14 protein-coding genes are annotated in these 13,081 nt (G+C 70.1%); 1 reads left to right on the plus strand and 13 read right to left on the minus strand.

Features of this window, described 5'->3' with window-relative positions; all coding sequences use genetic code 11:
• Nucleotides 1–290: 290 nt before the first annotated feature.
• The 7 genes from pldH to AB4Z01_RS04850 all read right to left on the minus strand — a co-directional run bounded on the left by pldH (nt 291) and on the right by AB4Z01_RS04850 (nt 7,876).
• Entirely contained in the window at nt 291–1,037 is a 747-nt protein-coding gene (gene pldH / locus AB4Z01_RS04820; protein ID WP_441691110.1) for a pyridoxal 4-dehydrogenase, SDR-type, read from the minus strand.
• A gap of 24 nt (nt 1,038–1,061) precedes the next feature.
• Nucleotides 1,062–2,237 (minus strand): pyridoxamine--pyruvate transaminase, encoded by a 1,176-nt coding sequence (ppaT, locus tag AB4Z01_RS04825; RefSeq protein ID WP_441691112.1) that lies wholly within the window; start codon nt 2,235–2,237, stop codon nt 1,062–1,064.
• A gap of 132 nt (nt 2,238–2,369) precedes the next feature.
• On the minus strand, nt 2,370–3,176 hold the full coding sequence (gene pldA / locus AB4Z01_RS04830; protein ID WP_441691114.1) for a 4-pyridoxolactonase: 807 nt from the start codon (nt 3,174–3,176) through the stop codon (nt 2,370–2,372).
• A gap of 19 nt (nt 3,177–3,195) precedes the next feature.
• Nucleotides 3,196–4,131, minus strand: coding sequence for a putative B6 ABC transporter permease subunit 1 (locus tag AB4Z01_RS04835; protein WP_441691116.1), 936 nt, complete (start codon nt 4,129–4,131; stop codon nt 3,196–3,198).
• A gap of 2 nt (nt 4,132–4,133) precedes the next feature.
• Nucleotides 4,134–5,228 carry a putative B6 ABC transporter permease subunit 2 gene (locus AB4Z01_RS04840; RefSeq protein ID WP_441691118.1) on the minus strand — a complete coding sequence of 365 codons (1,095 nt, stop codon included), beginning with the start codon at nt 5,226–5,228 and terminating at the stop codon, nt 4,134–4,136.
• A complete protein-coding gene (locus AB4Z01_RS04845) occupies nt 5,225–6,781 on the minus strand; it encodes a putative B6 ABC transporter ATP-binding protein (protein WP_441691120.1) in 1,557 nt (518 codons plus the stop codon). Before AB4Z01_RS04845 ends, AB4Z01_RS04840 begins: the two co-directional genes overlap by 4 nt.
• A gap of 54 nt (nt 6,782–6,835) precedes the next feature.
• On the minus strand, nt 6,836–7,876 hold the full coding sequence (locus AB4Z01_RS04850; protein WP_441691122.1) for a putative B6 ABC transporter substrate-binding protein: 1,041 nt from the start codon (nt 7,874–7,876) through the stop codon (nt 6,836–6,838).
• Nucleotides 7,877–7,992: 116 nt separating this feature from the next.
• Between AB4Z01_RS04850 and AB4Z01_RS04855 the strand changes: the two genes are divergently transcribed.
• A complete protein-coding gene (locus tag AB4Z01_RS04855; protein WP_441691124.1) occupies nt 7,993–8,406 on the plus strand; it encodes a hypothetical protein in 414 nt (137 codons plus the stop codon).
• A gap of 1 nt (nt 8,407) precedes the next feature.
• Here the strand turns inward: AB4Z01_RS04855 and fhmpcd1 are convergent, their stop codons facing one another.
• From fhmpcd1 to AB4Z01_RS04885, 6 genes are read right to left on the minus strand one after another with little or no spacing between them, the layout of a single operon-like run.
• Nucleotides 8,408–9,343, minus strand: coding sequence for a 5-formyl-3-hydroxy-2-methylpyridine 4-carboxylate 5-dehydrogenase (fhmpcd1, locus tag AB4Z01_RS04860; protein WP_441691126.1), 936 nt, complete (start codon nt 9,341–9,343; stop codon nt 8,408–8,410).
• Between the two features lie 16 nt (nt 9,344–9,359).
• Nucleotides 9,360–10,358, minus strand: a complete 999-nt coding sequence (locus AB4Z01_RS04865) for an ABC transporter substrate-binding protein (RefSeq protein WP_441691128.1) — start codon at nt 10,356–10,358, stop codon at nt 9,360–9,362.
• A 34-nt stretch (nt 10,359–10,392) separates the two neighbouring features.
• Nucleotides 10,393–11,196, minus strand: coding sequence for an ABC transporter permease (locus AB4Z01_RS04870; protein ID WP_441691129.1), 804 nt, complete (start codon nt 11,194–11,196; stop codon nt 10,393–10,395).
• Nucleotides 11,193–12,029, minus strand: a complete 837-nt coding sequence (locus tag AB4Z01_RS04875) for an ABC transporter ATP-binding protein (protein WP_441691131.1) — start codon at nt 12,027–12,029, stop codon at nt 11,193–11,195. The genes AB4Z01_RS04870 and AB4Z01_RS04875 overlap by 4 nt, the downstream gene beginning before the upstream one ends.
• 42 nt (nt 12,030–12,071) lie before the next feature.
• Nucleotides 12,072–12,674 (minus strand): glutathione S-transferase family protein, encoded by a 603-nt coding sequence (locus AB4Z01_RS04880; RefSeq protein WP_441691133.1) that lies wholly within the window; start codon nt 12,672–12,674, stop codon nt 12,072–12,074.
• The gene (locus AB4Z01_RS04885; protein ID WP_441691135.1) at nt 12,671–13,078 is read right to left on the minus strand and encodes a RidA family protein; all 408 of its coding nucleotides are present in this window, start codon (nt 13,076–13,078) and stop codon (nt 12,671–12,673) included. Before AB4Z01_RS04885 ends, AB4Z01_RS04880 begins: the two co-directional genes overlap by 4 nt.
• Nucleotides 13,079–13,081 lie beyond the last annotated feature (3 nt).

A 13,081-nucleotide genomic window follows, 5' to 3' on the forward strand; every position in this document is an offset into this window, starting at 1 on the left:
TCGCGCTTTGCGAACCCAACATGTCGCCGTCGTCGCGGCCCCCGATCCTGTTGGGTTCGCATCGCGAACCTAACCTACAAAAACCGGATGACTTTGCCTCTCCCGCCCTGCGGGAGGGGCCGGAGGTGCTTGCGCCTCCGCATCCGCTCAGCCCCTGCCCGGATGCACTGACCTGACCCGGCCTCCATTCACTCCGTTCTGGCCGGCCAGGCCTGCCTCCGCGTTCGCGCAGATGCTGTTGTCACAGGATCAAGCGCTTCCGCCGTGAGACGAGGCGGAACGTCCAGTTCTCACCAGCGCACCATCCCGCCATCGACATTCAGCGTCTGCCCGGTGATCCAGCGCGCGTCGTCGGAGGCGAGGAAGGCAATGGCCGGGGCGATGTCGCGCGGCTGGCCCTGGCCGGGGATCGCCTGCAGCATCTCGACGAAGCCGAAGGCCTGGGCGTGCGGGCTGGCCATAACGCCGTCCGATGCCGTCAGCCCCGGCGTCACCGCGTTCACGGTGATGCCGTGCTTGCCCAGCTCGGTCGCCAGCGCCCGGGTGAAGCCGAAGACGCCGCCCTTGGCCGCGACATAGGCCGCCATGTTCGGCGTGCCGGCGAAGAGGGTGTTGGAGCAGATGTTGACGATGCGGCCCTGGCGGCCGTCGCGCCGCATCAGGTCGGAGGAGGCGCGGGACATCAGGAACACGCCGGTCAGGTTGACCGCGACGATCCTGTTCCAATGCGCCAGGTCGACGTCGTCCCAGGCGATGAAGGGCACGATCGCGGCGTTGTTGACCAGGATGTCGACGCCGCCGGCCCGCGCCGCCACCGTCTCGTGCAGCGCCGTCACCGAAGCGGGATCGGAGACGTCGCAGGTGACGGCGAAGCTGTCGTTCCCCAGCGCCGCGGCCACCGCTGTCGCGCCGTCGGCATTGATGTCGGCGACGACGATGCGCGCCCCGTCGGCCGCCAGCCGCTCCGCGATCGCCCGGCCGATGCCCTGCGCCGCCCCGGTCACGATCGCGACCCTGCCCGAAAGATCCGAAGCCATGTCCCTGTTCCTTTTCTTTGATTGTCAGCCGGCGTCGATCGCCGCCATGGCCGCCGCCACGCCGCGGCCGATATCGACCTTGTGGCCGAGCGCGCCGAGCGCCCCGCCGAGCGCGCTGATCGCCACCACGGCGTAGAGCGACTGGGCGGTCGGCCCCATATGGCCGATCCGCACCAGCTTCCCCAGCGTCTCGCCGCGGCCGGAAGAGAAGGCGACGCCGTAGCGGTCGCGCGCGACTCCGCGCAGCGCAGCGTCGGCCACGCCGTCGGGCACCCGCACCGCCGTGGTGGTCGGCGACGCGATGGCCTCGCGCGCCGGCCACAGTGCCAACCCCATCGCCTGCAGCCCGGCCCTGCAGGCCCGGGCGGTCAGCGCATGCCGGGCCCACACCGCCTCCGGCCCCTCGGCCAGGTACTGGTCCAGCGCCGCGTCCAGGCCGTTGACCTCGGCGACCGACGGGGTGAAGGGGAAGGGCCGGTCGCGCCGCCAGGCATGCTCCCAGTCCAGGATGCTCAGCATCGAGGCGCGGGGCGCGTCGGGATTGGCCTTCATCTTCTCCCAGGCGCGGTCGCTGACGCCGAGCAGGGTCAGGCCCGGCGCGCCGCCCAGGCACTTGTTCGGGCCGGTGACGAAGATGTCGGCGCGGCAGGCCTCCGGGTGCACATCCATGCCGGCGAAGGACGACACCGCGTCGACGATCAGGTAAGCGCCGTGCTCCGCCACGATCCGGCCGATCGCCTCGACCGGGTTGATCGTGCCGGACGGCGTGTCGTGGTGGCAGAGCGAGACGATGCGGATGTCGGGCCGCGCCTGCAGCATCCGGGCGACGGCCTCCGGGTCGATCACGTCGTTGTACGGCACCTCGATCTCCACCAGCTCGGCGCAGTACCGCTTGGCCCAATAGCCGAAGCCCTTGCCGTAGACGCCGGAGGCGAGGTTCAGCACCACGTCGCCGCGGGCGATCAGCGAGGCCGCCGCGGCCTCCAGCCCCAGCACCGGCTCGCCATGCAGGATCACCGGCGGGGTCGACAGGCGCATCGCCGCCCGCGCCTTCTCGTTGACCTGCTCGTAGAAGGCCAGGAACACCGGGTCGTAGTCGTAATGGATGGTGCGCGACAGCCCGCGCAGCACCGCCGGATAGGCGTCGACCGGACCGGAGGTGAGGGTGAAGACGGGCTCGCGCAACGTGGGCGTGGACATCGGGGAACTCCTGATCGGAGGCTCACTCCCTGCTGTCATTGCCGGGCTTGACCCGGCAATCCAGGAGCCACCCAGAGCCGCTCCGGCTGCCCCTGGATCCTCGGGTCAAGCCCGAGGATGACAAGAAAAGAGCTACCCGTAGAATTTCGGGCCGGTCCGGTAGTTCGGGAAGTTCGCGGGGTCGTGCGAGAACATCAGTTCCGCCTTCCGCTCCTCCGCCAGCTTGGCCAGGCGGCGCATCGAGGCGACGCCCGCGACCGGATCGATGTGGAACGAGGCCTGGCACAGCGTCTCCAGGCTCTTCTGGGTGTAGGCGGCGTCGATGGTGAACAGGATCGGCCGCCGGGTCTGGAACTCGACCAGCAGGCTGTAATGGCCGATGGCATGGCCGGGGGTGAACAGCAGGTGCACGCCCTTGGCCAGCTCGATGTCGCCCTCGACCGTCTCGAAGCGGGAATTGGCGTCGGTGGTGCCGGCCAGCAGCTGGTCGCCCTTGCCGCGGGCGGCGGCGGCCTCGGCCGAGAAGCTCAGGTCGGAATAGCCCAGCACCTCGAAGGGCTGCGGCGTCGCCGCCTGGGCGATCTCGTCCCGGTGGCACAGCTTCTTCGCGTGCGGGAAGTACTTGTTGCCGCCGACATGGTCGAAGTGGAAGTGCGAGTTGACGACGGTGCCGACATCCTTCGGCTCCAGCCCCAGGAGGCCGAGCGCGCCGGGGATGGTCTGCTCCTTGCTCTGCTGTGGCTTCTCGAAGGGCAGCACCTTCATCACATGGTCGTAATCGAAGCCGCTGTCGATCAGGAAGCGGCCCTCGGCATGCTCGACCAGGATGGAATAGACCGGGAAGCGGATCTCGCCGCCGGGCCCGCGGTTCCAGAAGACGTGGTAGCCGTCGAGGACGAGCGAGCCGCCGTCGAGCAGATAGACCTTGGTGTCTGTCATGGGTTCCTCCGGAAGAGTCTCAGCGGGCGCCTCGGACATAGGGCAGGCCCAGCGCCGCGGGCAGGCTGGCGCGCCGCCCGAACAGCACCAGCACCGTCATCACCGCGGCGAAGGGCAGCATCTGGATCACGTCGGTCGGCACGTCGACGCCCGCGACCTGCAGCGCCGTGGTCAGCGACAGGCAGGCACCGAACAGCAGGGCGCCGAGCAGTACCCAGACCGGCCGGCCGCGCGCCAGCATCGCCAGCACGATGCCGATGAAGCCGGCGCCGTTGGTCATGAACGGGATGAACAGGCCGGCGCCGATATTGGCCAGGAAGGCGCCGCCGATGCCGGCCAGGGCGCCGGTCGCCAGCACCGCGACGGTGCGGATCGTGATCACGTCGACCCCGGCGGCATCCAGCGCCGCCGGCTTGTCGCCCGCCGCCTGCAGGTCGAGGCCCAGCGCAGTGCGCCGGAACACCCAGGCCAGGACGAAGACCAGCGCGACCGCGAGATAGACCACCGGGTGCCGGTCGAACAGGGACGGGCCGATCACCGGGATCGCCGACAGCAGCGGGATCGGCAGGGTGGCGGCACCCTCCAGCCGCGGATAGCTCTGGGCGAACTGGAAGAAGTGGAGCAGGGCGGTCAGGCCCTCGGCGCCCAGGGTCAGGGCGATGCCGATGACGATCTGGTTGAGGCCGAGCCGGACGCAGAGCAGCGCCATCAGCAGGGCGACCAGCAGCCCGCCGCCGGCGCCGCCGAGGAAGCCGAGCCAGATCGACCCGCTGGAATAGGCGACCAGGAAGCCGAGATAGGCGCCGGCCAGCATCATGCCCTCGATGCCGACATTCAGCACGCCGGCCTTCTCCGAGATCTGCTCGCCCAGGCCGGCCAGCAGCAGCGGTACGCCGGCGGTGATGGCGCCGAGCACCAGCGAGGTCAGGAAGGCCTGGGTGAGAAGACCGTCCATGCTCAGGCCCTCATCCGCTCGCGGCGCCGGTGGTCGACATACTCGACCAGCGCCAGGACGATCAGCAGGATCGCCATCACCACCAGGGTGAAATAGTGCGGCACGCCCAGCCGCCGCGCCGCGCTCTCGCCGCCGATCGACAGGACCGAGAACAGGAAGACGAAGGCGATGCTGGCGAAGCCGTTGAACCGGGCCAGGAACACCAGCGGGATCACCGCCAGCCCATAGGCCGGGTTCCAGTCGGCCCGGACATTGCCCTGCACGCCGATGATGTCGACCGCGCCTGCCATGGCCGCGAGCCCGGCCGAGATGGCGAAGACGGCGACGGTCAGCCGCGGCACCGGCAGCCCGGCATGCACCGCGGCGCGGGCATTGGCGCCGACCACCCGCAGCTTCAGCCCGAAGGCCGTGCGGGTCATCATCAGATGCACCAGCACGACGGCGACGAGGCCGAGCACCAGGCCGCCGCTGATGGTGCTGCCGAACAGCCGCGGCAGCCGGTCGTCCACCGCCAGGGTGCGGGTCTGCGGCACGGTGGTGGCCGGGTCGCGGAAGGCCAGCTTCACCAGCACATTGGCGAAGGAGGTGCCGAGGAAGGTCATCATCAGCGTGGTGATGATCTCGTTCACCCCCTGATAGGCGCGCAGCAGCGCCGGCAGCAGCGACCAGGCGGCGCCGACCGCCGCGGCCAGCACCAGGCATAGCGACAGGGCGACCCAGCCCGGCAGCACCGCCGCCAGTGGCGGGCCGGCCGCCGCGACGATCACCGCGGCCAGCAGGAACTGCCCGTCGGTGCCGAGATTCCAGATCCCGGCCCGGAAGGCGACGATCAGCCCGGCGGCCAGGAACAGCAGCGGCGCCATCCGCGACAGCGACGCCTGCAGCCCGAGCCAGGACAGCAGGCCGCGCTGCAGCACCAGCCCGTAATAGGCCAGCGGGTCGGTCCCCAGTGCCAGCAGCACGCCGCCGGACAGCAGCAGCGCCGCCAGGATCGGCACCAGCGTGACCAGCGCCCAATGCAGCGCGGCGGCAACCGCGCCGGAGGTTGCGGGCGGCTTCTGCGCGGGGGCCGTGCCGTTCACCGCATCCGCCATCATGGCCCCGCCCCGATCATCAGCTCGCCCACGCGGCGGCGGGCCTCGTCGTCATTGGCGACGGTGCCGGCGATCCGGCCGTGCGACATCACCGCGATCCGGTCCGCCAGCTCCAGCAGCTCCTCGAGATCGGTCGAGATCAGGATGGTGGCGACGCCGGCCTCGGCGGCGTCGCGGATCCGCCGCCGCGCGGCGATAGTGGTCTGCAGGTCGAGGCCGTAAGTCGGCTTGCTGTAGATCACCACCCGGGCGGCGCCGGACAGCTCGCGCGCCAGCAGCACCTTCTGGATGTTGCCGCCCGACAGGCGACCGATGGGCGTGCGGATTCCCGGAGTGCGCACGTCGAAGGCGGCGACCAGGGCGCGGGCGTGGCGGTCGATCTCATCCGGGCGCTCCAGCCCGCGCGACCAGAACGGCGCCTCGCCGATCTGCTTCAGCAGCAGGTTCAGTGAGACGGGAAACGACCCGACCGTGCCCTCGCCCAGCCGGTCGTCGGTGACGTAGCGCAGACCCAGCCGGCGCCGTGCGCCGAGATCCAGCCGGTCGATCGGCCGGCCGTCCAGCAGCACCGTGCCCGCGCTCGCCGGCCGCTGACCGGCCAGCGCCTCGGCCAGCTGCGCCTGGCCATTGCCGTCGATCCCGGCGATGCCCAGGATCTCGCCCGGCGCCACCGCCAGCGCGACATCGGCCACGGCCGCCGCGCCCTGGCCGGGCACGCTGAGGTCGCGGACCACCAGAAGCGGCGCCGCGGAGCGGGCAGGGGGGCGCCGCCGGCCGCCCACCTTGGGTTCGTCGGTCGCGGCAGCGCCGAACATCAGATGCACGATCTCGGCCGTGGCCGCGCGCTCGTCCAGCGCCCGCAGCCGCTCGGGCGGGATCTCGCCGACCTTGCGCCCGAGGCGCAGGATCGAGATGCGGTCGCCGAAGTCGAACGCCTCCTTCAGCTTGTGGGTGATGAAGATGACGGCGATGCCGCGCCCGGCCAGCCGCCGCATCAGCGCGCCCAGCTCCTCCACCCCCTTCGGCGTCAGCATCGCCGTCGCCTCGTCCAGAATCAGCACCCGGCTGCCGCGCAGCAGCGCGCGCACGATCTCCGCCTGCTGCTGCTCGCCCAGGGACAGCGCGCCGGTGACGGCATGCGGGTCGATCGACAGGCCCAGCCCCTCGGCGGTGCGGCCGAACTCGGCGGCCAGGCGGGCGCGGTCGGGCCGGCGCCACCAGGGCAGGCCGAGCGCCAGGTTCTCCACCACGGTCAGGGTCGGGGCCAGCATGACGTGCTGGAACACCGTGCCGATGCCCAGGCCGAGGGCATGGCGGGGGGAGGCGATGGGCTGCTCGCGCCCGTCAACCAGCATGGTGCCGTCATCCGGCTGCAGCAGGCCGGACAGCATGGCGATCAGGGTCGACTTGCCGGCCCCGTTCTCGCCCAGCAGCACATGCACCTCGCCGGGCCGGATCGCCAGGTCGACCTGATCGTTGGCGACGACGCCGGGGAAGCGCTTGGTGATGCCTCGCAGCGCGAGGATCGGCGCGCCGGGCTCCGGTGATGCGGTCATGGTTCCATCGTTCCGCCGCCCGCCGGGATGTCCCGGCGGGCTCCTCGGGCCAGCTTACTGCGCTGTTGCGGACACGTCCGACATCAGCGCCCGGACCGCCGCCGCATCCCACACCGGCTCGACCTTCAGCTTGCCGCCGACGATGTCGCCGCGCAGCGCCGTGATCTGGGCCCAGACGTCGTCGGGAATCGCCTTGGTCTTCAGCAGCTGCACGGAATCGTCGGCCAGCCCGATGGCGTAATGCTTGGTGCCGAAGCTGCCGGCCTTCAGGTCGGCAATCATCGCCGCATAGACCGGGGTGATGTTCCAGACGACGGAGGACAGCAGGTTGCCCTTGTCGATGCTGGACTTGTCGCCGATCACGTCGATGAAATAGACCTTGCCGCCATCGGTGGCCTTGCTGGTCTCGACCGCCTGGATCATGCCGAAGCTCGACCCGTTGCCCTGGCCGAAGATGATGTCGGCGCCGGCGGCGATCACCGATTCCGTCACCCGCTTGCCGCCGGCCGCGTCGCTGTAGGCCGCCGGGCCGATCACGGCGTAGCGGATCTTCACCGCCGGCTTCTCCGCCTTCACGCCCTGGGCGAAGGCGGCGGATTGCGAGTTCCATGACGGCGGCTCGCCCGACACCACGATGCCGACCGTGCCGGTGCGGGTCATCTTCGCCGCCAGCCGGCCGGCCAGATAGGCGCCCTCATGGCCGCTCAGCGTGTAGTCGGCGATCAGGCCCGGCTTCAGCAGGTCCGGCCGGTCGACGATCGCCACCGGCACGCCGGTCTCGGCCGCGATCTCGGGGGCGGAGGTGTTGTAGCCGCTGGCATGGGCGATCAGCAGGCTGGCCCCGTCCGCCACCAGCTCGCGCATCGTCGCGCGGACGTCGCCATAGCCGAGGCCCTCGGCCACGGTGACCTTGACGCCCGCCTTCTCGCCGGCCGCCTTCGCCGCGGTGACGCCCTGCTGGTTCCAGCCGAAATCGGTGCCCTGCTCCGGCGTCAGGATGGCGATGCTTTTGACCTCGCCGGCCGACCCCGCGGTCGAGGCCAGCGCCAGCAGCAGCGCGCCGAGGCTGGCCTTGATCATCATGGTCTTCAACATATCGCAGCTCCCTGTTTGTTGTTTTCTGAAGGCGATCAATACATGTTTTATTCTTGTTGTATTGCGGCGCGATTTAGTATTGTTTTTGTTGCAACCCATCCTTCCGAGGTCATGCGGTGATACGCTTCCTTCCGTCGTTCGCGCTGGTGCTCGCGTCCCTGCCGGCCTTCGGTGCCGGGCATGGGCCGGACGGGCTGACCGAACGCGAATTCCGGGCGGAGAATCGCGGCGACGGCCGGATCGCCTGCGGCGCCGCCATCGCCCATTGGTACTCGGTCGATCTCGGCCAGGCCGGGCCGGGCGGCGCGGTCAGCGCCCGGCTGTGGTTCGACCCGGCCGGCGGCACGGTGTACCTGCTCAACGACAAGCAGGACCGGCTGCCGGTCGAGGCGCTGTGGTGCGGCGTGGCCGGCCGCAGCTGGGCCACCCGCAGTCCGATCGACCTGCCGCGCCATGCCGGCCCCGTGGCCGCAGGGGCCCCGATCGCGGTGGAGTGCGCGCCGGACGGCGAGCGGCTGGTCTGCCGCTGAGTCATTCCCGCCCCTCCAGGATCCGCCGCACCGCGACCAGGCGCCGGGCGCGCTCGGCCTGCAGCTCGCGGATCTGGTCCGACGTGTAGGGGAAGATGCCCTCGCCGCTCTTGATCCCCAGCTTGCCGGCCCGGGTGCGGTCGGTGACGTAGCCTGCCACGTCCTTGCGGTCGGACAACTCGGCGTTCAGGAAGCCGGCGACCGACTGGTAGATGTCCAGCCCGGCCATGTCGAGCAGCCGCATCGGACCGACCACGCTCAGCTTGTAGCCGATGCCCCAGGACACGCAGGTGTCCATGCCCTCCTCGTCGATCACCCCCTGGTCGACCAGGTCGATCGCCTCGCGCAGCAGGGCATAGAGGATGCGGTTCTCGACGAAGCCGGGCACGTCCTTCTTCACCACCACCGGCAGCAGCTTCAGCGACCGGATCAGCCCGGTGATGAAGGCCACAGTCGCCGGCGCGGTGTGCCGGCCGGCGATCACCTCGATCATCGGGATGATGTGCGGCGGGTTCGACCAATGCATGCCGACCAGCCGCTCCGGATGCGACAGGAAGCCCTGCAGCGTGGTGATCGGGATGCCGGAGGTGTCGGAGGCAACGATGGTCTCGGTCGGCAGCAGCGGGTCCAGCGCGCGGTAAACCTGCGCCTTGATCTCGACCTTCTCCGGCACGTTCTCGATCACGAGGCCAGCCCCGGCGACGGCCCCGGCCAGGTCGTCGTGGAAGCTGACCGCGCCCTCGCCCGACTCCGGCGGGGCGATGCCCAGCCGGTCCAGCACCGATCCGGCCTGCGGGATCGCCGTGCGGGCGCGCTCGATCGCGGCCGGGACGGTGTCGTGCACCCGGACAGCCATGCCGCCGCGGGCAAGCGTCGCCGCGATCCCCGGCCCCATGGTGCCGAGGCCGATCACCGCGACCTGGAGGCTGCTCGGCATCGTCGTCCTCCGCCGCTCAGGGCTTCAGATAGGCGTCGGTGAAGGCGGCGTCGGCCGCCACCGTGCCCTTCAGCGCGCCCTGGTCGGTCAGCACCTTGATCGTATTGGCCCATTTCTCCTGGGTCATCCAGCCCAGGCCGTTGGCCTTGGTGTCGGCGTCGCTGAAGGTGTGGTCGATATCGGCCTGCAGCTGCGCCGCCAGCACCTCCTCCTTGCCGGCATAGCCCGGCGCCGCCTTGGCGGTAATCGCCGCGGCCTCCTTGGGGTGCTCGGCGGTGAAGCGGAAGGCCTCGAGATAGGCGGCGACGAAGCGCTTCACCACATCCGGCTTGTCCTTGATCATGGCCTCGGAGGTGAACAGGCCGGAGCCGTAGACGTCGTAGCCGTAATCGGCACCGAGAAGGATGCTGAGCGAGCCCGGGCCCCCGGCCTTGGCCTCCAGCTCCGGTACTTCGGCATCGATGTAGCCCGGCACCGCGTCGACCCGGCCGAGCAGCAGGTAGCTCTCATAGGGCGGCGACACGCTGCTCATCTTCATGTCGGCCTCGGTCATGCCGTTCGCGGCCAGGAACGCCTTGTAGAAGATATAGGTCGACCCGGCGGGATGGATGCCGATGTTCAACCCCTTGATGTCGGCCGGGGTCTTCAGCTGGCGGCTCTTGGCCAGGGCGATCATGCCGATCGGCGAGCGCTGGTTGACCGCGGCCAGCGCCACCACCGGCACGTTCTGCGACCGCGCCACCGCCAGAGTCGGCAGGTCGCCGAAGCCGAAATCCGCGTTGCCGTTCGCCACCAGCCGCATGGCGTCGGGCGACCCGGTGCCCTTGCGGACCTCGGTGACCTCGATTCCGTTCTGGGCGAAATAGCCCTTCTCCTTGGCCACGAAGAACATGGCGTGGTTGCCCCGCACCACCCAGTCGAGCTGCACGCTCACCTGGTCGGCGGCCAGGGCCGGGCCCGCCAGCACCGCCAGCGCCAAGCCCGCCAGGGCTCCACAGACCGATCTCCTCAGCATCTTCAGCCTCCCGCGGCCTTTTGGGTTTTGACGATCAGGCGGACCGCAGCGCCGGATCGAATTTCGGCGCCCAGGGCACCACCAGCCGCTCCAGCAGCTCCATCGCGTAGTAGAAGACGACCCCGACCACCGACACGACCAGCAGCGCCGCGAACACCATCGGCGTGTCCAGCTGGGTCGAGGCGAACTGGATCAGGTAGCCCAGGCCCGCCGAGGCGCCGGCGAACTCGCCGACGATGGCGCCGATGACGCTGAAGGTGACGGCGATCTTCAGCCCGGCCATCAGCTGCGGCAGGGCGTAGGGGATCTGGATGCGCAGCAGGATCGTGGTCCGGCTGGCGCCGACCGACCGCATCAGCGACAGCAGGCCGGGCTCCGCCGCCTCCAGCCCGGCCAGCATCGACAGCGTGACCGGGAAGAAGGCGATCACCAGGATCAGCCCGACCTTCGGCGCCAGGTCGTAGCCGAACCACAGGATGAAGATCGGCGCCAGCGCCACCTTCGGCACGGTCTGGAACAGCACGATCAGCGGGTACAGCGCCCGGCCGAGCAACCGGAACCGGGCGATGACCATGGCCAGGGCGATGCCGACCGCGGCCGCGACCAGGAAGCCGACCAGGATCTCGACCGCGGTGACCTGCGTCGCCTCCCACAGCGGCCCGGCCTCGCGCAGCAGCGTCGCCCCGATCGCCGAGGGCGTCGGCAGGATGTAGCTGGAGACGTCGAAGATCCGGATCGCCGCCTCCCAGACCGCGATCGTGATCAGCAGCAGCACGACGGACGGCAGCCACCCCGACGTGGCAGAACTCCGGCGGGCCAGGACCGTGGCGTCGCTCATGGCCGACCCCTGGTCGCGTGACCCTGGATCAACAGCGACCGCAGCCGGCTCTCCATCGCCCGGAAGCGCGGATCGGCGTAGCTGTCCTCGCCGCGCGGATAGGGCAGGGGAATCTCGAGGCTGTCGATGATCCGGCCCGGCCCGACGCCCATGACATGGACGTGGCGCGACAGCAGCACCGCCTCGTCGATCGAATGGGTGACCAGCACGATGGTCTTGCCGGTGCGTTCCCAGATCTCCAGCAGCGACCGGCTCATCTCCTCGCGGGTGATCGCGTCGAGGGCGCCGAAGGGCTCATCCATCAGCAGGATGTCGGGCTCCAGCGTCAGGGCGCGGGCGATGGCGACGCGCTGGCGCATGCCGCCCGACAGCTGGTTCGGCCGCTTGGCCTCCGCATCCTCCAGCCCGACCAGCCGCAGCATCGCCCGGGCGTGCTCCAGCACCTCGCCCCGGGACAGCGACCGGTCGGCCACCTCGCGCAGCAACGCCGCATTGTCGAGCGCGTTCTTCCAGGGCAGCAGGTTCGGCTCCTGGAACACCAGCCCGATGATCCGCCGCCGCACCGCCTCCCCAGGCGCCAGCCCGGCGACGCGGACCCGGCCCTCGGTCGGCGGCACCAGCCCGGCCAGCACCTTCAGCAGCGTGCTCTTGCCGCAGCCGGACGGGCCGATCAGGCAGACGAAGGATCCCCGCGGCACGCTCAGGCTGATGTCGCGCAGCACCTGCTGGCGGATGCCGAGGATGTCGAAGGTCACCGACACGCCCTCGACCGCGATCTGGGCGGTGTCGGGCGACGGTGCCGCCGAGGGCTCCTTCAGTCTTGTCACGGGCATGATCCAGCTCTTCCCATCCCGTCCTTCCGTATCAGGCGCCGCTTATCCCGCCGTCGCCTTGCGGAACGCCGGCCGGGTCTCCAGCGCCGCCAACCAGCGGTCGAGATTGGCGAAGGCCGGCCGGTCGATCGGAAAGCCTAGGCAGCGCTTCAGGACCGGCCCCAGCGCGACATCGGCGACGGTCAGCCGGTCCAGCGCGAACCAGTCGCGCCCGGCCAAGTGCCGGTCGGCGATCGCCAGCAGCTCCGCCAGTTCCTTCGCCTGTGCCGCGAATTCGGCGCCGCGCTCCTCCGGCGGCTTCTTCGCATCCTTGAAGATGGCGACGTACAGGCCGTTGACGCTGGCCAGCAGCCAGTCCATCCAGCGCTCGACATCGGCCTTCTCGACCGGGGTTGCGCCGGTCAGGGCAGGGCCATACATCGCCGCCAGGTAGCGCAGGATGGTGTTCGACTCCCAGATCACCGTGTCGCCGGCGACCAGGGTCGGCACCTTGGCGTTCGGGTTCAGCGCCCGGTATTCGTCGGTCTGGGTGTTGCCGAACTGGCGGCCGTAATCCTCGCGCTCATAGGCGACGCCGAGTTCTTCCAGCAGCCACAGCACCTTCTGGACATTGCCGGAGGTGTGCCGGCCCAGCAGTCTGATCATTCCGATTTTCCTTTCGCCGGGCTGTACGCGATGGCGTCCATCTCGACCTTGGTGTTGATCACGGCGCGCGCCTCGACCGTGGTCCGCGCCAGCACCGCATCTTTGAAGTATTCGGCGAAGACCTTGTTGTAGCGGCCGAAGTCGCGGGTATCCTCGAGATAGGTCGTGACCCGGACGACATCGGCCAGGGTGGCGCCGTCCTCGGCCAGCACCCGCTGGATCGCCTCGATCGTCGCCCGCGTCTCCTCCTCGATCGTGCCGTCGACCATGTTGCCCTCGGCATCCTTGCCGACCTGGCCGGAGACGAAGATGAAGTCGCCGGCCCGCACCGCGGGGTGGAACGGCAGGTTCGGATTCTTGCGGCCGATGGCGTAGCGCGGCGCAGCGTCTGCGGTGTCGGACAAGGC

The organism is Inquilinus sp. YAF38, from assembly GCF_052113205.1.
Classification (GTDB): domain Bacteria; phylum Pseudomonadota; class Alphaproteobacteria; order DSM-16000; family Inquilinaceae; genus Inquilinus.